This is a genomic window from Ruegeria sp. CH8 (assembly GCF_056536985.1).
In genome coordinates this window covers 111596-132713 of sequence record NZ_JBQFQR010000016.1, presented here as the reverse complement: position 1 = coordinate 132713, position 21118 = coordinate 111596, and the positions used below count along the sequence as shown (strand labels likewise).

Annotated in this window: 22 protein-coding genes; 6 read left to right on the top strand and 16 right to left on the bottom strand. The window is 60.8% G+C overall.

What is annotated here, in order from left to right; genetic code table 11:
- Positions 1-3: 3 nt before the first annotated feature.
- The gene (dapA, locus tag ACR0ER_RS18210) at positions 4-876 is read right to left on the bottom strand and encodes a 4-hydroxy-tetrahydrodipicolinate synthase (protein ID WP_480770164.1); all 873 of its coding nucleotides are present in this window, start codon (positions 874-876) and stop codon (positions 4-6) included.
- Positions 877-1009: 133 nt separating this feature from the next.
- On the opposite strand from dapA, the gene ACR0ER_RS18205 reads away from it, so the two are divergent.
- Positions 1010-2974 carry a lytic transglycosylase domain-containing protein gene (locus ACR0ER_RS18205; RefSeq protein ID WP_480770163.1) on the top strand — a complete coding sequence of 655 codons (1965 nt, stop codon included), beginning with the start codon at positions 1010-1012 and terminating at the stop codon, positions 2972-2974.
- Here ACR0ER_RS18205 and ACR0ER_RS18200 read toward each other — a convergent pair.
- Both ACR0ER_RS18200 and mnmC2 read right to left on the bottom strand, forming a co-directional pair.
- The gene (locus tag ACR0ER_RS18200) at positions 2948-3817 is read right to left on the bottom strand and encodes a DMT family transporter (RefSeq protein WP_480770162.1); all 870 of its coding nucleotides are present in this window, start codon (positions 3815-3817) and stop codon (positions 2948-2950) included. The genes ACR0ER_RS18205 and ACR0ER_RS18200 overlap by 27 nt on opposite strands.
- Positions 3814-4479 (bottom strand): tRNA (5-methylaminomethyl-2-thiouridine)(34)-methyltransferase MnmC2, encoded by a 666-nt coding sequence (mnmC2, locus tag ACR0ER_RS18195; RefSeq protein ID WP_480770161.1) that lies wholly within the window; start codon positions 4477-4479, stop codon positions 3814-3816. The genes ACR0ER_RS18200 and mnmC2 overlap by 4 nt, the downstream gene beginning before the upstream one ends.
- A gap of 49 nt (positions 4480-4528) precedes the next feature.
- Between mnmC2 and ACR0ER_RS18190 the strand changes: the two genes are divergently transcribed.
- Positions 4529-5569, top strand: a complete 1041-nt coding sequence (locus ACR0ER_RS18190) for an NAD(P)/FAD-dependent oxidoreductase (protein WP_480770160.1) — start codon at positions 4529-4531, stop codon at positions 5567-5569.
- A 20-nt stretch (positions 5570-5589) separates the two neighbouring features.
- A complete protein-coding gene (locus ACR0ER_RS18185) occupies positions 5590-6045 on the top strand; it encodes a GNAT family N-acetyltransferase (RefSeq protein WP_480770159.1) in 456 nt (151 codons plus the stop codon).
- Here the strand turns inward: ACR0ER_RS18185 and ACR0ER_RS18180 are convergent.
- The 4 genes from ACR0ER_RS18180 to ACR0ER_RS18165 all read right to left on the bottom strand — a co-directional run bounded on the left by ACR0ER_RS18180 (position 6037) and on the right by ACR0ER_RS18165 (position 9006).
- Positions 6037-6828 carry an HTD2 family dehydratase gene (locus ACR0ER_RS18180; RefSeq protein WP_480770158.1) on the bottom strand — a complete coding sequence of 264 codons (792 nt, stop codon included), beginning with the start codon at positions 6826-6828 and terminating at the stop codon, positions 6037-6039. The two genes, ACR0ER_RS18185 and ACR0ER_RS18180, sit on opposite strands and share 9 nt — an antisense overlap.
- Before the next feature lie 38 nt (positions 6829-6866).
- Positions 6867-7409: an NADPH-dependent FMN reductase gene (locus tag ACR0ER_RS18175; protein ID WP_480770157.1), complete on the bottom strand. Its 543-nt coding sequence runs from the start codon at positions 7407-7409 to the stop codon at positions 6867-6869.
- A gap of 114 nt (positions 7410-7523) precedes the next feature.
- Positions 7524-8195, bottom strand: coding sequence for a YiaD family glycine zipper/OmpA-like lipoprotein (locus tag ACR0ER_RS18170; protein WP_480770156.1), 672 nt, complete (start codon positions 8193-8195; stop codon positions 7524-7526).
- 118 nt (positions 8196-8313) lie between these two features.
- On the bottom strand, positions 8314-9006 hold the full coding sequence (locus tag ACR0ER_RS18165) for a helix-turn-helix transcriptional regulator (RefSeq protein ID WP_480770155.1): 693 nt from the start codon (positions 9004-9006) through the stop codon (positions 8314-8316).
- A gap of 104 nt (positions 9007-9110) precedes the next feature.
- On the opposite strand from ACR0ER_RS18165, the gene ACR0ER_RS18160 reads away from it, so the two are divergent.
- Positions 9111-9296, top strand: coding sequence for a hypothetical protein (locus tag ACR0ER_RS18160; RefSeq protein WP_480770154.1), 186 nt, complete (start codon positions 9111-9113; stop codon positions 9294-9296).
- A gap of 3 nt (positions 9297-9299) precedes the next feature.
- On the opposite strand, the gene ACR0ER_RS18155 is transcribed toward ACR0ER_RS18160, so the two are convergent.
- Positions 9300-9947, bottom strand: coding sequence for an RluA family pseudouridine synthase (locus ACR0ER_RS18155; protein ID WP_480770153.1), 648 nt, complete (start codon positions 9945-9947; stop codon positions 9300-9302).
- Positions 9948-10045: 98 nt separating this feature from the next.
- Between ACR0ER_RS18155 and ACR0ER_RS18150 the strand changes: the two genes are divergently transcribed.
- Both ACR0ER_RS18150 and ACR0ER_RS18145 read left to right on the top strand, forming a co-directional pair.
- The gene (locus tag ACR0ER_RS18150) at positions 10046-10456 is read left to right on the top strand and encodes a nuclear transport factor 2 family protein (RefSeq protein WP_480770152.1); all 411 of its coding nucleotides are present in this window, start codon (positions 10046-10048) and stop codon (positions 10454-10456) included.
- A gap of 2 nt (positions 10457-10458) precedes the next feature.
- Positions 10459-11163, top strand: a complete 705-nt coding sequence (locus ACR0ER_RS18145; RefSeq protein ID WP_480770151.1) for an SGNH/GDSL hydrolase family protein — start codon at positions 10459-10461, stop codon at positions 11161-11163.
- Here the strand turns inward: ACR0ER_RS18145 and rarD are convergent.
- The 8 genes from rarD to ACR0ER_RS18105 all read right to left on the bottom strand — a co-directional run bounded on the left by rarD (position 11154) and on the right by ACR0ER_RS18105 (position 21049).
- Positions 11154-12059: an EamA family transporter RarD gene (gene rarD, locus ACR0ER_RS18140; RefSeq protein ID WP_480770150.1), complete on the bottom strand. Its 906-nt coding sequence runs from the start codon at positions 12057-12059 to the stop codon at positions 11154-11156. The two genes, ACR0ER_RS18145 and rarD, sit on opposite strands and share 10 nt — an antisense overlap.
- Before the next feature lie 160 nt (positions 12060-12219).
- Entirely contained in the window at positions 12220-14673 is a 2454-nt protein-coding gene (locus ACR0ER_RS18135) for a GcvT family protein (protein ID WP_480770149.1), read from the bottom strand.
- 89 nt (positions 14674-14762) lie between these two features.
- The gene (locus ACR0ER_RS18130; protein ID WP_480770148.1) at positions 14763-15716 is read right to left on the bottom strand and encodes a GlxA family transcriptional regulator; all 954 of its coding nucleotides are present in this window, start codon (positions 15714-15716) and stop codon (positions 14763-14765) included.
- A gap of 22 nt (positions 15717-15738) precedes the next feature.
- A complete protein-coding gene (locus tag ACR0ER_RS18125; protein WP_480770147.1) occupies positions 15739-16632 on the bottom strand; it encodes a homocysteine S-methyltransferase family protein in 894 nt (297 codons plus the stop codon).
- A 13-nt stretch (positions 16633-16645) separates the two neighbouring features.
- A complete protein-coding gene (locus ACR0ER_RS18120) occupies positions 16646-17698 on the bottom strand; it encodes a zinc-binding dehydrogenase (RefSeq protein ID WP_480770146.1) in 1053 nt (350 codons plus the stop codon).
- A 12-nt stretch (positions 17699-17710) separates the two neighbouring features.
- Entirely contained in the window at positions 17711-18187 is a 477-nt protein-coding gene (locus ACR0ER_RS18115) for a cupin domain-containing protein (RefSeq protein ID WP_480770145.1), read from the bottom strand.
- 17 nt (positions 18188-18204) lie between these two features.
- The gene (locus ACR0ER_RS18110; RefSeq protein WP_480770144.1) at positions 18205-20652 is read right to left on the bottom strand and encodes a GcvT family protein; all 2448 of its coding nucleotides are present in this window, start codon (positions 20650-20652) and stop codon (positions 18205-18207) included.
- 16 nt (positions 20653-20668) lie between these two features.
- Complete coding sequence (locus tag ACR0ER_RS18105; protein ID WP_480770143.1) at positions 20669-21049, bottom strand: GFA family protein; 381 nt, start codon at positions 21047-21049, stop codon at positions 20669-20671.
- Positions 21050-21118: the final 69 nt, after the last annotated feature.

The following is a 21118-nucleotide window of genomic DNA, read 5'->3' as shown; positions in this document are numbered from 1 at the left end:
AAGTCAGATCAGACCCGCATGCGCCATCGCCGCGTCGATGGCGGTCTTGGTGCTGTCTTCCAGCGGTGTAAGCGGCGAACGGACCTCTTCACTGCACAGGCCCATCTTGCTGAGCGCGTATTTCGCACCCACCAGACCCGGCTCGATAAAGATCGCCTCGTGCAGGGGCATCAGGCGATCCTGATAGGCCAGCGCCTTGGCATAGTCGCCCGCCAGCGTTGCCTGCTGGAACTCGGCGCACAGTTTCGGCGCCACGTTTGCGGTGACCGAGATGCAGCCAACGCCACCATGCGCGTTGAAGCCCAGCGCAGTCGCATCCTCGCCCGACAGCTGGCAGAAGTCCGGCCCGCAGGACGCACGCTGCTGGCTGACACGCGCCAAATCACCGGTGGCGTCCTTGACGCCGACAATACGCGGCAGCTTGGCCAGCTCTCCCATCGTTGCGGGGGTCATGTCGATGACCGACCGGCCGGGGATATTGTAGATGATGATCGGAATGTCGGCGCAGTCGTGCAACGCGCGGAAATGCGCGATCAGGCCCTTTTGGGTGGGCTTGTTGTAATACGGCGTCACAACCAGCGCCGCATCCGCGCCGATCCGTTCCGCGAATCGCACGAAGCGGATCGCTTCAACCGTGTTGTTCGAGCCCGCACCTGCAATAACCGGCACACGACCAGCGGCGGCCTTGACGACCTCTTCCACCACGGTTTCGTGTTCTTCATGGCTAAGCGTCGGGCTTTCACCGGTGGTGCCCACGGGAACCAACCCGGTCGAGCCTTCCTGAATCTGCCATTCCACCAAGTGTTTGAGCGTCTTCAGGTCCAACTCGCCGTTTGTGAACGGGGTGACGAGGGCTGGCATCGAGCCTTTGAACATGACACGCTCCTTGGTGTGCGGTTAGCAATTTTTACGCCACGGGCCATCACAATCGTCGCGATGTGAGTTGATCCCGGCGGCGCAAGGTTTATCCTGAGTGGCTGTATCCTTGGTTGGTTGGGAAATGCAAGGCATGACACGCGTTCTGGCGCTTTTGATAGCGGTGACTCTGGGGTCAATTGGGCAGGCGCAAGCCGATGCCGTCGGCGATCTGCGCGCCGGGATGAACGAAATGCGCAAGGGCGACTGGAATTCCGCCCTGCGCGTGTCGGGCAACCGCGGGTCCGTCACGCGTGACATCATCGTCTGGCACTGGCTGCGGCAGGGCTTTGGCAGCTCGGGCGACGTGCTGGTGTTTCTGGATCGCCGACCGGACTGGCCGGGGTTGGCATGGCTGCGTCGTAAAAGCGAGCCCGCCTTTACCGGAGCCGATCCCGATCGGGTGCTGAAATTCTACGCTGGCAATCCACCGCAAACAGCTGAGGGCGCACTGAACTACGCTGTAGCGCTGATGGCGATGGGACGACAGGGTGACGCCGAGGCCGACATCGTCGCCGCTTGGCGCACAATGCCGATGGGATCCGGGCTGCAAAAGGACTACCTAGAGAACTTCGGCAAGCTGCTGAAACCCCATCACGCCGCTCGGCTGGACCGAATGCTGTGGGATGGGCACCTTGTCAGCGCCGGACAGATGCTGTCACTGGTCAGCACCGATCAGCGTAAGCTGGCCGAAGCGCGGATTGCCCTGCAAAAGCGCCAACCCGGTGTGGATGGCAAGGTTGCTGCAGTTCCGGAGTCTCTGGCAGGGTCTCCCGGGCTGGCCTTTGACCGTTTCGTCTGGCGTGACAAGAAGGAACTGGACGACAGCGCGATCGACCTTATGCTGGCACGCTCGACCGGGCCGGATGCGCTGGGCGAGCCGGACAAATGGGCCGAAGGACGCCGCCGTTTGGCGCGGCTTGAGATGCGCAACGGCGATGCCAGCCGAGCCTATCAGATTGCAGCCAATCACCATATGACCCCCGAGATGGGGTATGCCTATGCGGATCTCGAGTGGCTGGCGGGGTTCCTTGCGCTGCGCAAGCTGAATGACCCAAACACGGCAGTACGGCATTTCCAGAACTTTTCGGGCGCGGTGGAATCTCCGATCTCAAAAGGGCGCGGCGGCTATTGGTTGGGCCGGGCCTATGCGGCGCAAGGGGATGCCGACAAGGCTTACGACGCTTATGCGGTAGGTGCGGACTACCAGACCTCGTTCTATGGTTTGTTGGCCGCCGAAAGGATCGGACGCCCTTTCGACGGCGAACTGGCAAATCCACGCCGGGCACCGCATTGGAAGCAAGCTGATTTTGCCAATTCCAGTGTGTTGGAGGCCGGGCTGCTGTTGCTGCGTGCAGGCGAAAACAATCTGTCTGAACGCTTCCTGACGCATCTGGTTGAAGAGCTTGACCAGGTGCAAGCCACGCAATTGGGCGATCTGGTGATCGAGCTGAAGGAACCGCATCTGGCCGTGATGATCGCCAAGCGTGCGGCCAAAACCGGCGTTGTACTGCCCGCTGCCTACTACCCGGTGCATCCGGTGGCCGATATGGGCCTGCCCATGGCCAAGGAAATGACTCTGGCCATCGCCCGCCGTGAAAGTGAGTTTGACCCGGTGGTGGTCAGCGGCGCAGGCGCACGCGGATTGATGCAGGTGATGCCAGCCACAGCCAAGCTGGTAGCCAAGGAACTGGGCATTCTCGGCGGACACAAAACGTTGAAACTGACCTCGGACTGGCAATACAACGCCAAACTGGGGGCGAATTACCTCTCGGGTCTGGCTGCGGATTTCAACGGCAATGTGGTGATGATGGCTGCGGGCTATAACGCCGGGCCGCGCCGTCCCATTTCGTGGATGGACCGATACGGTGACCCCCGCGCCGGTGAGATCGATGTGGTCGATTGGATCGAGACCATCCCCTTCAGCGAAACCCGCAACTACGTGATGCGGGTGGCGGAAAGCCTGCCGGTCTATCGTGCCCGCTTGGGCCAACCCGCGCTGCCGGTTCCGTTTTCGCAGGAATTGATCGGCTCAACCCTGGCGTCGTTCGCGCCATAGGGTGAAAAGACCTGCTGTCACAACCAAAGCGGCCCCGAGAATAACCGCGGGCCGCAACGCCTCACCAAAGACTGAAATGCCTATGATGGTGGTCCAGACCAGATGAAAATAGGCAAACGGCTGAACCGCGCTGGCCTCCGCCATTTCATAGCATTTGATCAGCAGCCAATGACCCAGAACGCCGCTGACGGAAAGCACCGCCATCCACGCCCAATCCGCACGTGCCATAGGTTCCCAGAACCACATCCCCACCAGAGTCATTGCCACAGCCCCGGCAACACCGGTCCAGAAAAAACTTGTGGCCGCGCTGTCCTTGCGGGCGGCATAGCGGGTCAGCAGGCCATAGAGCGCGAACATCAGTGCTGACATCAGGGGCAGGATGGCCCAAGGGTTGAACACACCCACGCCGGGTTGCAGAATGATTAGCACCCCAATGCAGCCCACGCCGATCGCCACCCAGCGCCGCCAACCGACCTGCTCGCCCAGCACCGGTCCGCTGAGCGCCGCGACCAGCAGCGGGTAACAGATGAACACCGCCATGCTGTCTATCAGACCTAGAACGGTAAATGCATAGACGGCGACGCAAATCTCGGCCGCCAGCAAGACGCCACGGAACACCTGTAGCCCTACTTGGCTGGTCCGAGTGGCAGCCACCAGCCCTCCGGGGGACCGCGCCGCCAAAGCAATGACAAAGGCGGCGAAGAACCAATAGCGGATCATCACGACCATGTAGGTGTTGTAGGTTCCCGCCAGATGGCGTGAGATACCGTCCTGCAGGGCAAATACAACCGTCGCCGCGATCATCAGCGCAATGCCGGCGCGGGTGTTGTTCTGTTGGGTCATTTCCGGATCGCCTGGGTCATATGCCGTTTGCGGCCATAACCTGGGGTGCGGGTGACGGTGAAACCCGCCTCTTCCAGCCCGCGTCGCACAAACCCGGCGGCGGTGTAGGTGGCTGCCGTGCCGCCCTTGGCCGTTTGACCGGCGACTTGCTGCATCAGGTCCGCGCCCCAAAGCTCGGGGTTCTTGGCCGGAGAAAACCCGTCCAGAAACCAGGCATCGGCCTCGCCTATCCATGCAGGCAATGTCTGACGCGCATCGCCTTCGATCACCTCAAGATGCAGAGTGCCCAGATCACATGCGCCGCCCCGCCACTGGGCCAGAAAACGGTCGGCCCAAGGCGCAAGCTCGGGGAAGGCCGCCAGCGCGCGCGCCATGTCCTCGGGCACCATCGGGAAGGCCTCGAAACTGGTAAAGGTCAGGGGTGAGGTCTGGCCCGACTTTTCCCACTCGGACCACACGGTCAGCATGTTCAGACCAGTGCCGAATCCCAACTCGGCAATACGAAACCCCGGCGCAAACCGTGCGGGCAGGTCATTGCCCGCCAGAAACACGTGCCGCGTCTCTTCCAGCCCGTTTTGCAGCGAGAAATACGGATCGTCGAAACGGTCCGAAACCGGGATCTGATCCTCGGTCCATGTCAGTTCAGCGCGCTGGTCTGCCATCGGGGAATCCTGTAGCTAAGCGGCGCGACACTGAACAAGGAAAAGGGGAATGGCAATGGTCGATGTAACGGTGCGCGGCGCGGGCATATTTGGCCTGTCCATCGCGTGGACCTGCGCCCGGCGAGGCGCCAAGGTGCAGGTTGTCGACCCCTTCGGCCCCGGCTCAGGCTCCAGCAACGGGCTGGTCGGTGCCCTTGCCCCGCATGTGCCCGAGAACTGGAACGCCAAGAAGGCTTTTCAGTTCGACAGCCTGATCATGGCCGAACCGTTCTGGAAACAGGTCGAGGCGACCGGCGGCGTTTCGCCCGGCTATGCGCGTCTGGGCCGGTTGCAGCCCATCGCCGATGCCCGCACGCTGGAGCTTGCCCATGCCCGGGCAGAAACTGCTGTCGAGCTGTGGCAGGGTCGTGCCGAATGGCGGGTGGTCGAGACCGAGGCGCTCGGGTCATGGTGCCCGCCCAGCCCGACCGGTTTTGTGATCCACGACACTCTGACCGCGCGGATGCACCCCCGCCGCGCCTGCGCCGCGCTGGTGTCGGCATTGGCAGTGATGGGAGTGGACGTAGTGACAGACGCGCCGGATCAAGGTCAGGTCGTTCATGCCACCGGTCTGGCAGGGTTGCAGGAACTGAGCCAGGCATTTGGCAAAACCGTTGGCAATGGCGTCAAGGGACAGGCCGCGCTGCTGCGCTTTGATGCGGGTGAAGTCCCGCAACTGTTTGCCGATGCGATCCATATCGTACCCCATGCCGATGGCACGCTGGCGATCGGATCGACCTCGGAACGGGACTATGACGACCCATCCAGCACAGATGCCGCGCTGGACGACCTGCTGGACCGTGCCACCAGGGCCGTGCCGGTGCTGCACGGTGCCGAGGTGATTGAACGGTGGGCCGGCGTGCGCCCCCGCAGCAAGAGCCGTGCCCCGATGCTGGGTACGCATCCGTTGCATCAGGGGCAATTCATCGCCAATGGCGGGTTCAAGATCGGCTTTGGCATGGCCCCGAAAGTGGCCGAGGTCATGGCCGATCTGATGCTGGACGGGCGCGATACGATCCCCGAGGATTTCCGGCCCGAGGCGTCTTTGTGACATACTCTTCTGAAACACCCGTGCAACTGTTCGCGGACAGCCCTGCCCTGCCTGAAGTCCTACGACTGATCCGCGAGAGTTTTGCATTCATGGATGGTTGCATTGATCCCCCTTCCTCAATGCATCGGCTGACCGAGGACGACCTGCGTCAGCAAACCTGCAGCGGAGAGGTTTGGATCATTGGCGATCCTGCTGCAGCGGTCGTCTTTCTGACCCCCAAGCCAGACTGTCTGTATCTGAGTAAACTCGCTGTCGCCCGCTCGCGACGTTGGCAGGGTCTGGCGCAGACTCTGGTGGATTTGGCCGAGACACGGGCGCGGTCACTGGGACACGTCGCGCTGGAATTGCAAACACGGATCGAACTGGTCGAGAACCATACTATCTTTGCCAAATTGGGATTCGTGAAAACGGGCGAGACAGCCCATGCCGGCTATGACCGAACAACCTCCATCACAATGCAGAAACGCCTAGAGTGACGCGTCAGCCACCATGCATTGACGGCCATCCGGTCCACGTACCCAGAGGATTTTCCCGTTTCGACACAGCGTAGCAGTCTCATAATGCATCAGCGGTGCAGTTGCCCGAAACGAGAATTGCGCCAAAGGCCCCATCACCTCTTCCGCAAATAGCATCAGGTGTTGCGCCAGAAGCGGGCCGTGTACGACCAGCCCGGCATAGCCTTCGACGTGGCGGGCATAGTCCAGATCATAGTGAATGCGGTGTCCGTTGAAGGTCAGTGCCGAATAGCGGAAAAGCAATGTTGTATCGAAGGCGACATCACGACTTTCTACCTCGTCAGCGCGCGCCGGGGGCGGAACCGGTTTAACTTCGTCGGGTGAAGGGTCCTGGCGGTAGACCAGATCCTGCCACTCGGTCAGGCACAGTGTCTTACCCTGCCAAATCTCGTGGCGCAGAGTGACAAACCCCAACGGTCCGGAACGTCCGGTTTTTGAGATGGCTTTTTCACAGACCGAACGCCGCTCGGCAGCCCTCCCAGCAATCAGAGGTGTGTTGAAGTGCAGACGCCCACCCGCCCACATGCGGCGGGGTAGGCCCAAATCGGGGATCAGATCGCCCCCGACCTTCGGGTGCCCATCGCGGCCTAATTGATCCGGTGGTTGTGGCGACCAAAAATAGAGCTGATGAAAGAACGGCGGCAGCGGGGCACCAGCCTCGACCGTCACGGAATGCCCCAACGCCACCTGCAACGCGGCGGCGCGAGCCGGGTCTACAACGTCGGTCTGAGTTTCCTTTGCCATAACTAAAGATTAGTCAGCCCGCTCCGTACCAACAAGCTTTAGAACCCCGCCTCAACACGCAGTTTCTCCATCAGAACGCGCAGGCTGCTTTCATAGCGGTCGCTGGAGAGTTTTCCCTGCTCGTCGAACTCGTTGGAACTGTTCGCCAAGTGGATTTCTGGTCCCTGTAGGATGCGCGGTTGAAACGGTACCATATAGCTGCGCAAGACCATCTGCGCGCGCTCCCCACCCGCGCGGCCAGCGGCAGCCGACATCACGGCAACCGGCTTCTCGGCCCAAGGGCGACCATCAGTCCGGCTGACCCAGTCCAGCGCATTTTTCAGCACACCCGACGGACCCTTGTTGTATTCCGGGGTGGAAATGATCACCGCATGGGCCTGCGCGATCTGATCGGCCAGCGTTTGGACCGCCTGAGGAATACCTTCGCCATCTTCCAGATCACCGTCATAGAGCGGCAGGTTCAGATCGGCCTCGATATGAGTGCCGGGGTTGAACAGCCGCGCCGCTTCGCGCAGCAGTTTGCGATTAGTGGCACTTTGGCGCAACGAACCAGAGAGGCTCAACAGGATCGGTTCGGACATTGGGAAACTCCGTCATGGTGTTTCCCAATAGCTAGCCCAAAGCCCGCGCGCGCCAAAGCCCAGTTGACGCGCAGTCAATGTGCGAAAAAGGGCACCCGCGGGTGCCCTATCGCATTAGACGCTACCGTTCGGGATGATCTCGATATCAACCCGACGGTTTCGGGCTTTGCCCTCGGGTGTCAGGTTCGACGCGGCGGGTCGGTTTTCACCCAGGCCAATCGTGCTGATCCGGGCACTGCTGACGCCATTGGCTTGCAAGATGTCCGCCACGGATTGGGCGCGGCGCTCGGACAGGGCCTGATTGTAGGACGCCTCGCCATCGCTGTCGGTATGACCGACAACCTGAACGTTCGAATTGGGATAATTCACGAGGTTCTGCCCAACTCGCGCAAGATCCGCCCGCAGCGCCGGGCGCACGGTCGCGCTGTCAGTATCAAAGGAAATATCGTTCGGCACAGTCACGATCAGCCGGTCGCCCGCATTGGTGACCGTGATGCCTTGATTGGCCAGTTGTTGACGCAGTTCCGCCGCTTGCCTGTCCAACTGGTTGCCGATCAGACCGCCACCGGCGGCACCGACAGCAGCCCCGGCCAACGCACCCAGACCCGGGTTCGAGTTATTGGCGATCGCACCAACACCAGCCCCGACCAGACCGCCCAAAAGCGCACCCTGTTTGGCGTTTTGATTGGGGTCGGACGGCAGGTTTAGCGTGCCGGGATCTGTACAGGCCCCCAGAAACAGGGCCGAGCTCAGCCCGGCGGACAAAACAAATTTGGAAATCGTCATGATATCACCTTCTGCTCCGGCGCCTGTTTATCAGGCGCGTATCGTTAGGCGCAGTTTATCACGCTGCCTGCAGGTGTTCTCAAGCAACAATCTGGTGAAATCGGCGAATACCCGCCACTTAGGACACCCTTTCTGAACCCTCCCAGGGGTTCTGCTCCTGCCAGATCGCACGCAGAGGTTCTCCCTGCCCGTAAAAGTGATCCTCGGTCAGTTCGCACGCCCAGATACGGTCGGTGCGGAAATGGCGGAACCCGTTGCGCAGCTCGCACCAGGCGACCAGCATGGTGCATTCGATGTGATAAATCAGCGCCACGGGGCGAACAGTCCGGTCGGTCCGATCTCCTTCGGCGTTTACATAGGTGATGCGGATCTTGCGCTCGTCTCTGATCGCCTCGCGATAATTCACCACCGGAACGCAGCCTTTTTCGGGATCATCCATGGGTGCCCCCCACGGGGCGACCTGCAACCAGTCGGTCGGCACACGCAAGGCTTCGATCTTTCGACACACCCGGTCGGCGGCCTGCTGCAAGGTGCTGTCACCGGTGCGCGCCAGCATCGACAAGCCGACCCATAGGGCCTCGACCTCTTCGGCATCGAAATTTAGCGGCGGCAGGTCATAGCCGCGCCGCATCAGGTACCCGACACCGGCCTCGCCCTCGATCGGGGTGCGCTGCGCCTGCAGGGCGGCGATATCGCGATAGACCGTGCGCGCGGACACCTCGAGCTTTTCGGCCAGCCTTTCAGCCGTGACCGGCGCCTCGGCAGCGCGCAGAATCTGGATGATCTCAAACAGGCGGGTGGAACGGCGCATGGGTTTCTCCGGGTTCATCTGCTGACACTCTAGCACACCCCCCTGACAAGGTGCTGTCAGGAGTGATGGGCGAGACTTGAGCTCAGACGAAAAGGAGATCACCGATGCCAAGCCTCGACAATCACGTGATGATGACCCTGAAACTGGGTCCCTGGGCGCAGGATCACACCCTGCGCAGCTTTGAGATCGAACGCGAGATCATGGCCGCTCGTCAGCCCTGCGCCCCGCGCAAACGTCGCAGACGGTTTTCGCTGGGCAATCTGAAAATGCTGTGGACCAGCACCGCCTGAGGGTCAGAAATCCGCCTTGGCGCGGAACTTCATCGAAACCCCGCCTTCGGGGTTCTTCAGGCGCAATTCCTCGGAATGCAGCATCAGGCGCGGGAACTCCCGCGCCGCACCTTCGGCATAGAACGGGTCACCCAATATCGGGTGGCCCAGCGCCAACATATGAACCCGCAACTGATGCGACCGACCGGTCTTGGGGAGCAGGCGCACCCGCGTCGTGTCGCCTTCGTGCTTCATGACACGCCAGTCGGTTACGGCGGGCTTGCCGGTCTCATGACACACCATCTGACGCGGCCGATTGGGCCAGTCCACGATCAGCGGCAGATCGACCGTTCCCGTCTTTTCCTCAACCCGCCCCCAGACACGCGCCACATAGGTTTTGCGGGTCTGGCGGTTCTCAAACTGCATGCTCAGATGGCGCTGCGCATGGGGGGTCTGGGCAAAGACCATGACGCCCGAGGTATCCCGATCCAGCCTGTGCACCAGCAACGCCTGTGGAAATGCCGCCTGCACCCGGCTCAGCAGACAATCGGCCAGATGCTCGCCTCGCCCGGGCACCGACAACAGCCCCGAGGGCTTGTTCACCACAATCAACTGTGCGTCCTCATACAGAACGTCCAGAGGAGTCTTCGGGGGATCATAGGTCTCGCTCATGCGCGCCTGCCTATCGCAGCGCGCGACCTCCCGCAACGTCGCGCTTGCCTGAACGGAACGGTTCAGCAACTCTACCCCCAAAGCGAAGAGGAGAACCCATGCACCCCACAATCGAACGCATGCAGGAGGTGGTCACCAAGGGCGATGAGAGCCTGATCCACGGATTGCTGGCCGAGGACGTGCGCTTTTCCCCGCCCACCTATTACAGCACCTGGACTGGTCGCGCACCGGTGGCGGCTGTGCTGGGCCATGTTGGGCAAGTGTTCTCGGACTTCCGCTATCGCCGTGTTATGGGCGACGGCAAGGACTGGGCGTTGGAGTTCCAGTGCAAGGTCGGCGATCTGGACGCCGTGGGGGTGGATCTGATCACGCTGAACGATGAGGGGCTGATTCAGGAATTCGAAGTCGTCATGCGCCCCTACAAAACCATTGGGGCCCTGCGCGAGGCGATGATGGCGCGCGTCATGACCGACCCGCGATTCCTTGAATACAAGAACGCGCTCAGCTGACCATGCCTGTTGCTGCCGATCAGCTGTTGCGCGTGCCATTACTGCCGGTTCTGGCAGCCCAGGGCCTGTCAGTACGTCGCAACGCCCAGATGCTGCCGGAGCCCATCGGTCCACGTGAAGGACGCGCGGGACGAGGGCCGCGGCGGCGTCTTCTGATCGCAGGCGACAGTTCCGCCGCAGGGGTCGGCGCGGGGACACAGGCGCAAGCGTTGTCAGGATACCTCGTGACACAACTCGCCAAGCACTACACAGTCGAATGGCAGCTTGAGGCAACCACCGGGCACACAACACAAGACACGATTGACCGGCTATGCTGCCTGAACGGCCAGTTCGATATGGCGATCACTGCGCTCGGCGTGAATGACGTGACACGCGGCGTGACGCGTCAGCGGTTCATCAACCGCCAAACCCAATTGCTGGAGCTTTTGACCGGTACACTGGGCGTGCGGCGGTTGGTGGTCACGGCTGTGCCGCAGATGCACCTGTTCCCGGCCCTGCCGCAGCCGCTGGCCTGGGTTCTGGGGCGTCAGGCCGCACGCCTGGATCGTGGTTTGCAGCAGGTCGCAACCCGCTTTCCACAGGCAAAGCATCTGCAACTGGACTTACCCGAAGACCCGGCCCTGGCCGCGCCGGACGGCTATCACCCCAGCCCGAAAACTTATGCAATCTGGGCCGAAGCAGCCGCCCGCCTGTTACGTCAGGCCTGAGACCGCATCTGCCGGATCATCGGAATCGAGTACACCACCAGCGCCGTCCAGATCAGCGGAAACGCGATCATACGACCCCGGTCAATATGTTCGCCGAACACAGTGATCGCGGTAATGAATATCATGGTCGGCGCGATGTATTGCAGGATTCCCATGGTCGAAAGCCGCACCAATTTCGCCCCGTTGGCGTAAACCAGCAGCGGCACCGCCGTGACAACGCCCGCACAGGCCAGCAGCATGGTATCCGAGGCCCCAACGCCGAAATGCCCCGTGCCCTGAACGCCCAGCCACGTGACATACATCAGCGCCGGGATCAGCAAGATCAGAACCTCAAGCAAGAACCCCTGATTTGGGCCAATCGGCAGCGACCGTTTGAAAAACGCGTAGAACCCCCAACTGACCATCAGCCCCAGCGCAGGCCACGGCAAGCTTCCAGCTTCGATAACCAGAACCAGTACACCCAGCGCCGCAATTGCAACTGCCGCAAGTTGGATTTTCGTCAACGGCTCCCTCAGCAGAACCGCGCCCAGAGCGATACTGAACAGCGGGTTGATGTAATAGCCCAGCGCCGCATCCAACGCCCGGTCATTGGCAATCGCCCACACATAAATCGCCCAGTTCACCGAAATAAGAGCGGCCGTGATGCAAGCCATCCCCAGCATCTTTGGGTTCGCCAATGCCGCTTTCAAATCCCGTGTGCGCCCCAAGGCCACCAGCAGCAGGCCTGCCACCGGAACCGACCAGATGACGCGGTGCGACACGAGCTCGATCGGCCCCACATGAGACATCGCCTTCATGTAAAGCGGCAGAAAGCCCCACAGGACATAGGCCGTCACGGCCAATGCCAACCCTTTGGGCGTATCTTCTCTGTTCGGTGGGACGGGGGTATCTGCCACGGCGGGTCTCCGATTGATATCGAGCCTCTCTACGGCAAATCAGACCTAGTTGGGAACTACGAAAACTGTGAAGCAGGCCATCAGGAATTCTGATACGTCGCGGTCGTCAATTGTGACCCCACGAAAAGAGCCGGGGCGCCGCAGCGCCCCGACAATTTGATTATACTTTGACGCGTTCCGATTTCGGGTCGTACATCGGCTTCAGCGATGCCTCGGCCTTAACCTTCACACCACAGACGTCGATCTCATAGGTCGAGGCCAGCACATCCGCCGCCTTTTCGCCCTCGCACGGCACGTAGCCCAGACCAATGGCACCGCCCAGCGTGTGACCATAGTTGCCCGAGCTCAGATAACCCACATATTCACCATCCCGGATGATCGGCTCGTTGTGGAACAGCAGCGGCTCGGCGTCGGTCAGTTTGAACTGAACCAGACGGTTCTTAGGTCCGCTTTCCTTGCGTGCAATCACCGCCTCGCGACCGATGAAGTCGCTACCCTTGTCGACCTTGACCGCAAAGCCCAGCCCGGCATCGACCACGTGATCTTCGCAGGTGATGTCGTGGCCGAAATGGCGGAAGCCCTTCTCGATCCGGCAGCTGTCCATCATGTGCATCCCGCACAGCTTCAAGCCCATGTCCTGCCCCGCCTCGTGCAGAGTTTCGAACGCGTGGCCAGCCATGTCAGACGAGACATAAATCTCCCACCCAAGCTCACCCACATAGGTCACACGGTGGGCCCGGGCGAGGCCCATGCCAAGTTCGATCTCCTGCGCGGTACCGAACGGATTGGTCGCATTCGAGAAGTCGTTGGGCGAGACCTTCTCAAGCAGCACGCGCGTGTTCGGGCCCATGATGGCCAGAACCCCTTCGCCCGCGGTTACGTCAGTGATGACCACGTTGAAATTGCCTGCGTGGCGCATCATCCAGGTCTGGTCAGCCAGACGCGTTGCCGCCGGTGTGACCACCAGATAGGCGGTTTCGGTCAGGCGGGTGACGGTCACGTCCGCCTCAATCCCGCCGGTGCGGTTCAGGAACTGGGTATAGACGATCTTGCCATTGGGCACCGAATAGTCGCCACCGCCGATATAGTTCATGAACTTCTCGGCATCCGGCCCTTCAACGCGGATCTTGCCGAAGGACGACATGTCATACATGCCGACATTTTCGCGGACCGCACGGTGTTCCGCCGCCGAGTTCTCGAACCAATTTTGGCGCTTCCAGCTGTACTGGTATTCGCGCTCCTGCCCTTCATTGGCGAACCAGTTGGCGCGTTCCCAACCGGCGAGTTCGCCCATTACGGCACCCTGCTCCAGCAGATGATGGTGGAACGGCGTGCGGCGCACCCCGCGCGCGGTCGCTTTTTGCAGGTAAGGGAAGTGATCGGCGTAAAGCAGACCCAGCGTCTCTTTCGAGCGCTCGAACAGGTATCTCTTGTTGCCCTGGAAGGGCTGCATCCGGCCGATATCCACATCACCCAGATCAAACGGTTTCTCGCCGCTGTCCATCCACTCGGCCAGCGCCATGCCCGCGCCACCAGCAGATTGGATACCGATCGAGTTGAAACCCGCCGCGACCCAGACATTGTCCATCTCGGGCGCCAGACCCAGGTGATAGGCGTCGTCGGGGGTGAAGGACTCCGGGCCATTGAAGAAGGTGTGAATACCCGCCTCGGCCAGCATCGGCATCCGGTTACAGGCCGCTTCTAGGATCGGCTCAAAATGGTCGAAATCCTCGGGCAGCTGGTCGAATTCAAAGCTGTCGGGGATGCCCGCCATGCCCCATGGTTTGGCGTTGGGTTCAAACGCACCCAGCAGGATTTTACCGGCATCTTCCTTGTAATAGGCGCATTCATCCGGCACCCGCAGCACCGGCAGTTGCGTCAGACCGTCGATGCCTTCGGTCACGATGTAGAAATGCTCACAGGCGTGCAGCGGGACATTCACGCCCGCCATGCGACCAACCTCGTGCCCCCACATCCCGGCACAGTTCACCACCATGTCGCATTCAATGTGACCCGAGGCGCTGCCGTCGTCCGCAACCCAGTCAACCCCGGTTACCTTGCGCCCTTGCTTGACGATGTCGGTGACCTTCACACGTTCCTTTACGATACCACCGCGCTGACGGGCGCCCTTGGCCAAAGCCAGCGCAATATTCGCCGGATCGCCCTGCCCGTCTAGCGGCAGGTACACGGCGCCTTTGACGTCTTCGATGTTCAGATGCGGGTACAACTCAGCCACGCGTTCGTTCGAGATCTCTTCGACCTCAACCCCAAAGGCACGGGCCATAGCGGCCTGACGATAGATCTCTTCCTTGCGCTCTTCGGTCAGGGCAACGGTGATCGAGCCGCAGCGCTTGAAGCCAGTGGCAACGCCGGTCTCTTCCTCGAGCGAGCCGTAGAGTTCCTGACTGTATTTAGCCAGCTTGGTCATGTTCGCCGTTGCGCGCAGCTGTGCGATCAAACCAGCCGCGTGCCATGTGGTGCCGCTGGTCAGCTGTTTGCGTTCCAGAAGGACAACGTCGTTCCAGCCCTTTTTGGTCAAATGATACGCGACCGAGCATCCGATGACGCCGCCGCCGATGATGACCACTCGGGCCTTGCTGGGAAGATCAACCATCCTGAAATCTCCGCTATGTCAGGTTTGGGGCAAAATGCCATGTAAGATCGACACAAAATGCACCAAAAACGTCACAGGATCGGCAATTTTCACCGATGTGTCGCTGCTCGCTTTTCCCGACGGACAACAAAGGGGGTGACGCCGAAAAAGCTCTTGTAAACAGAGGAAAATCCGTTCGGAAAACCGCAGGCCAGACCGATCTCACGGACGCTCATGGTGGTGTTCAGCAACAGATTATTGGCCTTGGCCAGCCGCATTTCACGGTAGAATCCGTTCGGCGTGGTACCAAAATAGTTTTTGAATTTCCGTTCCAGCGACCGGTTCGACAGGTGCAGCGATTCGACGATCTGGTTGATTGGGAGCGGGTCTTCGATATTGGCCTGCATCACCTTGATGCACTGGTCCAGCTTGGCGTCGCCCGTTGCTGTTTGCTTTGCCCCGGAAAACGGCTGCATCGAGGCAAAGTCGCGGATGTTCTCGTGCAGCATGATGTCTGCCACGGTCATCTTGGCCGGCCCCGAGATATGGCGGCCTATGACGGCCAGCGCCACATCCGTTGTCGCCTCCATCCCCGCACAGGTCACCACCGCGCCCTGTTCGGTTGCGATCGACAGCTTGGCTTCGAACCGGGCGCCACGTTCACGCAGGAACGAGGCGTTCTCCCAATGGGTCGCCATGTCGTCGGTGCCCTGCTCGTCGATATAACGGCTGGCGGCTTCGGCCAGCAAAAACACCTTGGCCCCGCGGAAGGTGTAGTCCGACACCACACGTCCCAGAGACAGACCCGGGTGATCGGGGTCGGAATTTCCAATCACGAACAGGTAATCCGCCTTGGGCTGCGTTGGCACGGGTTCGGTTTGCACCACCGCATCGCTGCTGCTGGCAATCGGGCCGCCTTTCAGCGACCGATAGGTATAGGTGAACGGAGGGGTCGGGCACACGCGATTAGCCAGCCGCAGCACTTCGACCAGCGAGGCCAGTTCCAACAGCACATATCCCGGGGCAACCAGAATATCGAAATGCAGCTGAGTAGAATTGTCCACAGGTTGCCGCATCCTCTATACCTCAGACAATCTGGTGACCGGCTTCGCGCAACCGGTTGGCCAGGGTTTCGATGTGATCCGGGCCAACCTCGCAACAGCCGCCGACAATGGTCGCCCCCTGCTCCACCCAGCGCATCGCATGATCCGCATAGGCCTCTGGCCCCAGATCCTGACGCTGTTCCAGCGCATCGACGGTGGGTGCGTCTTCCAGGAATTTCTGGGTGATGCCGGTGAACCCGTTAGCGTAGGCTCCGAACGACCGACCGAGTTTTGCGATGACATCCAGCGCGGCAGGAATAGCCTCGGGGCGCGAGCAGTTGATCAACACGGCCTCGGGCGCGTAACGATCCACCACAGGGGCGATATCAGACAGCGCCTCGCCCGAGCGCAGGCGTGTGCCATCGTCATCCATCGCCGTCAACGCCAGCCAGACGGGCTTGCTACCTTCCGCCGTGCCGCGCAGGGCGCCTTCGGCCTCTTGAACAGAGGACACGGTTTCGATCAGGAAAAAGTCGACACGATCCGCCATCAGCTTCGCCAATTCCGCGAACTTCTCGGCCGCTTCGGCCACATCGGGTTTCAGGTCAGGCCGGTACGAGGCCAACAGCGGACCCAACGCCCCGGCAATACGCCCCCCGCCCGTGCCGCGTGCCCGTTCGGCCTGCGCAACCGCTGCGTTGATCAGATCGGCAAGCTGGGCCTCCATCCCTTCTCGCACCAGCCGCGACCGATGCACGGCGTAGGTGTTCGTGGTGGCAACCGTGGCGCCGCGGCGGAAATACTCGGCGTGGACCTCCCCAACCAGGTCAGGCTGGTCGATCATCACCCGAGTCGACCACAAAGGCGTTGGCCGGTCACCGCTGCGTTTGACCAGTTCCTGCCCGATTGAGCCATCCAGAAGAGTGATATTCGCCATTTCGCCAGCCCTTTCACGGAATCAGAACAAGTTTGCCCGGATATGTCTTGGATTGAAAATCCGCCTGCGCTGCTGCGATATCCCGCAGCAGGTAGGTTTTCGAGATCAAAGGCCTGATCCGCCCCGCATTGATCATCTCCACCAACCGCCCGAACACGGCAAAGGCCTGATGGGTGCAGCCATGGATGGTTATGTCACGCAAATAGATATCGCGCAGGTCTGCTTCGACAATCGGCCCAGCGATTGCGCCTGACACGGCATAGTGGCCACCCGGTTTCAGGGCAAGGATCAGGCCGGGCCATGCCGGGCCGCCCACAACGTCGATCACCACATCGAACATATCCGCAGGCAGCACAGCGTCGCGCACAAAGGTCTCGACCGCGCCCTGACTTTTGACCACATCTGCCTTGGCCGGGCTGGTCACACCCCAGACAGATGCGCCCCGCAGCGCCGCCAGTTGCACGGCGGCCAGACCAACACCGCCGGACGCCCCGGTGATCAGCACTTTCTGTCCCGAAGTCACACCTGCGCGAGTCAGCAGGTTCTCGGCGGTGCCAAAGGCGCAAGGTATGGCGGCGATTTCGACGTCTGACAGGGGCGAAGTGGTCACGTCATACAGGTCATCCGCCTCAACCAGACAGTATTGCGCAAAGGCGCCGTCCATTTCTGAGCCCAGAGCGATAAACCCTGTCGGATGACCCGGACGTGGGCGCGGCAGGTTGATCGGACAGGTCACGCGCTGGCCGGGTTGGAAGCCAGTCTCGAGTCCGGCCAGTTCAACGACACCACACAGATCTCCGCCCTGAATACGCGGGAAGTGTAGCGCGCCACCCCAGCCTCCGGCCTCGACATCCTGATCAACGGCATCGGTCGCACCCGTCACGTCTGAGGAATACCAGCCGACGCGCGTGTTGATATCGGTGTTGTTCACCCCAGCGGCCAAAACCCGAACCAACACCTGCCCCGATCCGGGCTGGGGCACTGGTATATCCTCGCGCCACTCCAGCGCCTCTGGTCCACCGTGTTGGGTCAGGTACACACCGGACATGGTTTTAGGGATCGTCATCTGATGCGGCCTTCAGGTTTGATCGTCCGGATGCGCCGGAACCGGCCCCATCGGGATGATGTCATAGCGGGCGTTCAGCACGGCCATTTTTGCCTCATCAGCGAAATCAGCCTCGCTCATCGTCGCAAGCTCTGCAAGAAAACCGTCAAACCCCGAAGGCTGAAAGATCATCAGCATCCGCGCAGGTTCACCATCCGCCACACGACACGCGTGTGGAACTCCCGGTGGAACATGCATCGTGGTGCCCGCCGTGCACCGGTGCCAGTCGCCATCGACATAGAAATCCACCGCCCCTTCTAGAAAGTAGAAGGTTTCGGCATGGCTGTCATGGCGATGAAGGCCAAGCGCGAAGCTGGCCTTCAGATTGTCTTCCATGAGCGTATACGCGCCATCAGTGTCCTGACCGGAAACCTTGACGAAGGTATGGTCATTTTCCCAGTCATAGTTGGGGCCCGCGCCGGGCCCCAATGTCACATATCGCTTGCTCATGGCTCCTCCGTCCGGGGTTACGCGCGCAGCCGCTCGTTCGCCGGATCCCAGAGCGGTTGGTCCTCTTGTACCACAGCGCGGTACTTCTGGCCGTAGATTTCCACCTCAAGCTCGGTGCCCGGGTTGGCGGCTTCGGTCTTGACCATGCCCAGCGCGATGGACTTGCCAACGCGGTAACCCCAGGCGCCCGAGGTAGTTTCACCCACGATCTCACCGTTCTGCGAGATGCAGGACATGTAGGGCGCGTCGCAATCACCGGCTTCGACGACCAGCGTGACAAAGGACTTCTTCACCCCTTGCTGCTTTTCGTTCTGGATCGCGGCCTTGCCGGGGAAGTCCTGCGGCTTGTCCAGCTTGACGAAACGTCCCAAACCACCTTCCAGCAGCGAGTAGTCGCTGGACAGATCGCCTTTCCAGGTGCGGTAGCCCTTTTCGATCCGCAGCGCGTTCAGCGCGTACATACCAAACGGCGTTGCACCTGCATCGAGGATCGCGTCGTAGATCGCAGGCATGTCCTCGTTCAGGGCGTGCACTTCCCAACCCAATTCACCAGCGAAAGAGACACGGATCAGGAAGGCCGACTTACCTGCAACGGTGGCCGCCTGATGGGTCAGCCAGCCGGTGGACAGGTCCGCATCGCTCAGACCTGCCAAGATCTCGCGCGAATTCGGGCCGGTCACGATCAGAGTGTCGCGGGTGGTGGTGACATCCTCGACCGAAACGCTGGCGGGCATTGCCTTGGTCAGGATGTCGCGGTCGTGCCACTGAGCGGTGGCAGCGGTGATCATCATGAACTCGTCCTCGCCCAGACGGACACAGGACATTTCAGTCAGGATGCGGCCCCGGTCATCAGAGATATAGACCAGATTGATGCGGCCAACTTTGGGCAGGCCGCCGGTGATCAGGCCGCGCAGAGCTTCGGCCGCGCCTTCACCCTCAACCATGAAACGCGAGAAACCGGGCAGGTCGAGCACACCGCAATTGTCGCGGACGGCTTCGCACTCTTCCTTGATGCGCTGTTCCCACGGGCCGAACCGGCCCCATGTGTGGGTGGATCCTTCGGAGGTATCATCGCCTGGCTTGGCAAACCAGTTGGCACGCTCCCAACCGTTATACGCACCCATGACGCCGCCCAGTTCCTTGACCTTGGCATGGACCGGAGACAGCTTCTTGTCGCGCGCTGCAGGCCATTCGTGATGCGGGAAGTGCATGGCGTATTCGTTGCCGTAAACTTCCATACCTTTCTGGTTGCAATAATCCTGATCGGTATAGTCGGTATAGCGGCGCGGATCGACGGCCCACATATCCCATTCGGTGTGACCGTCAACGATCCATTCGGCCAGCACTTTGCCTGCACCACCACCCTGCGCGATACCGAAGGTAAAGCTGTGCGCCTCGAACGCATTTGCCACGCCCGGCATCGGGCCGATCAGCGGCAGACCATCAGGTGCATAGGGGATCGGGCCATTAATCACACGACCAACACCCGAGGTCGCCATCAGTGGCACCCGCTCCATCGCGTCGGTGACGATGTCTTCGATGCGATCCAGATCGTCATTCCAAAGCTGAAAGCTGAAATCTTCCGGCATCGGGTCATCTTCGGTCATCCAATGGCCCTTGCAGTTGGGTTCATAGGGGCCAAGGTTGAAGCCGTTCTTTTCCTGACGCAGGTAGTACGAGATATCCACGTCACGCAACAGCGGCAGCTTGCCGCCGTTCTCTTTCGACCATGCCTCAACTTCGGGCACTTCATCGGTCAGCAGGTACTGGTGACTCATGACCATTGCAGGCACGGTACGACCGCCGAAGGGCTTGAACATCTCACCCACGCGCTGGGCATAGTAACCCGCGGCATTCACCACATAGTCACAAGCGATATCGCCCTGATCGGTATGCACGGTCCATGTGCCATCGTCGTGCTGTGTCACGTTGGTGGCCGGGCAGAAACGGATGATTTTCTGGCCCAGATCGCGCGCACCCTTGGCGAAGGCCTGTGTCAGCTGTGCCGGGTCGATATCGCCATCGGTCGGGTCGAACAGAACGCCTTCCAGATCGTGCGTTTCGAGGAACGGGTAACGCTCTTTCGCCTTTTCCGGGGTCCACATCTCCATCGGGATGCCCTGATACAGACCCATGGACATGGCGCGTTCGAATTCCTGCATCCGCTCTTTGCTGTGCGCCAGACGGATCGACCCCGACACGTGGTAGTTCATCGGGTAATCAACTTCGTCGGCCAGACGCGCATACAGCTCGGTCGAATAGCGCTGCATGTTCATGATCGCCCAGGAGGTCGAGAAGGTCGGCACGTTACCGGCCGCGTGCCATGTAGACCCAGCGGTCAGTTCGTTCTTTTCCAGCAGAACGCAGTCGGTCCAGCCCTTCTTGGCCAGATGATATAAGGACGAACAGCCAACGACGCCGCCGCCGATGATGACCACACGGGCCTTTGTTGGAAAATCACTCATGAGTTTTGATCCTCTTTTACTGTGCCTCTTGGGGCAGATCGTCTGTGATGTCGCAGTAGTCGCCCTTGTCGGCCACAAAGATGTGCCGGGCGAGGTGCAGTCCGGTGGGCTCGCTCAGGACGCCCATGGAAATCGAAATCGTGTCCTCGTCATTGTGCTGCCAGAACAGGAACGAGCCGCAGCCACTGCAAAAGCCACGCCGGGCAATGTCCGAGGCGCGGAACCAGCGCAGCGTGTCGCTGGTGGTAAAGCTGAGGTTGTCCTGATGGGTCGAGGTCGAGGCCCATATGTGACCCGACTGCTTGCGACACTGGCCGCAATGGCAGGCCGAAGGCGGCGACAGGTCTCCGTCTATGGTAAACGAAACAGCGCCGCAAAGGCAGGAACCGGTATGCATGTGATTACCTCCTTGCTGAGGGCGCATGGGCAGGTGTCGGGCCCACGCCGCGAGTGTTGAAAGCCGCGC

Excerpts from the sequence above, each read along its gene's own strand:
- ACR0ER_RS18105 (WP_480770143.1), bottom strand. The coding sequence starts at position 21,049 with ATGCATACCGGTTCCTGCCTTTGCGGCGCTGTTTCGTTTACCATAGAC.
- ACR0ER_RS18110 (WP_480770144.1), bottom strand. The coding sequence starts at position 20,652 with ATGAGTGATTTTCCAACAAAGGCCCGTGTGGTCATCATCGGCGGCGGC.
- mnmC2 (WP_480770161.1), bottom strand. The coding sequence starts at position 4,479 with ATGGCAGACCAGCGCGCTGAACTGACATGGACCGAGGATCAGATCCCG.
- ACR0ER_RS18175 (WP_480770157.1), bottom strand. The coding sequence starts at position 7,409 with ATGTCCGAACCGATCCTGTTGAGCCTCTCTGGTTCGTTGCGCCAAAGT.
- dapA (WP_480770164.1), bottom strand. The coding sequence starts at position 876 with ATGTTCAAAGGCTCGATGCCAGCCCTCGTCACCCCGTTCACAAACGGC.
- ACR0ER_RS18115 (WP_480770145.1), bottom strand. The coding sequence starts at position 18,187 with ATGAGCAAGCGATATGTGACATTGGGGCCCGGCGCGGGCCCCAACTAT.
- ACR0ER_RS18135 (WP_480770149.1), bottom strand. The coding sequence starts at position 14,673 with ATGGTTGATCTTCCCAGCAAGGCCCGAGTGGTCATCATCGGCGGCGGC.
- ACR0ER_RS18150 (WP_480770152.1), top strand. The coding sequence starts at position 10,046 with ATGCACCCCACAATCGAACGCATGCAGGAGGTGGTCACCAAGGGCGAT.
- ACR0ER_RS18145 (WP_480770151.1), top strand. The coding sequence starts at position 10,459 with ATGCCTGTTGCTGCCGATCAGCTGTTGCGCGTGCCATTACTGCCGGTT.
- ACR0ER_RS18125 (WP_480770147.1), bottom strand. The coding sequence starts at position 16,632 with ATGGCGAATATCACTCTTCTGGATGGCTCAATCGGGCAGGAACTGGTC.
- ACR0ER_RS18120 (WP_480770146.1), bottom strand. The coding sequence starts at position 17,698 with ATGACGATCCCTAAAACCATGTCCGGTGTGTACCTGACCCAACACGGT.
- ACR0ER_RS18170 (WP_480770156.1), bottom strand. The coding sequence starts at position 8,195 with ATGACGATTTCCAAATTTGTTTTGTCCGCCGGGCTGAGCTCGGCCCTG.
- ACR0ER_RS18155 (WP_480770153.1), bottom strand. The coding sequence starts at position 9,947 with ATGAGCGAGACCTATGATCCCCCGAAGACTCCTCTGGACGTTCTGTAT.
- ACR0ER_RS18190 (WP_480770160.1), top strand. The coding sequence starts at position 4,529 with ATGGCAATGGTCGATGTAACGGTGCGCGGCGCGGGCATATTTGGCCTG.
- ACR0ER_RS18180 (WP_480770158.1), bottom strand. The coding sequence starts at position 6,828 with ATGGCAAAGGAAACTCAGACCGACGTTGTAGACCCGGCTCGCGCCGCC.
- ACR0ER_RS18165 (WP_480770155.1), bottom strand. The coding sequence starts at position 9,006 with ATGCGCCGTTCCACCCGCCTGTTTGAGATCATCCAGATTCTGCGCGCT.
- ACR0ER_RS18205 (WP_480770163.1), top strand. The coding sequence starts at position 1,010 with ATGACACGCGTTCTGGCGCTTTTGATAGCGGTGACTCTGGGGTCAATT.
- ACR0ER_RS18200 (WP_480770162.1), bottom strand. The coding sequence starts at position 3,817 with ATGACCCAACAGAACAACACCCGCGCCGGCATTGCGCTGATGATCGCG.
- ACR0ER_RS18160 (WP_480770154.1), top strand. The coding sequence starts at position 9,111 with ATGCCAAGCCTCGACAATCACGTGATGATGACCCTGAAACTGGGTCCC.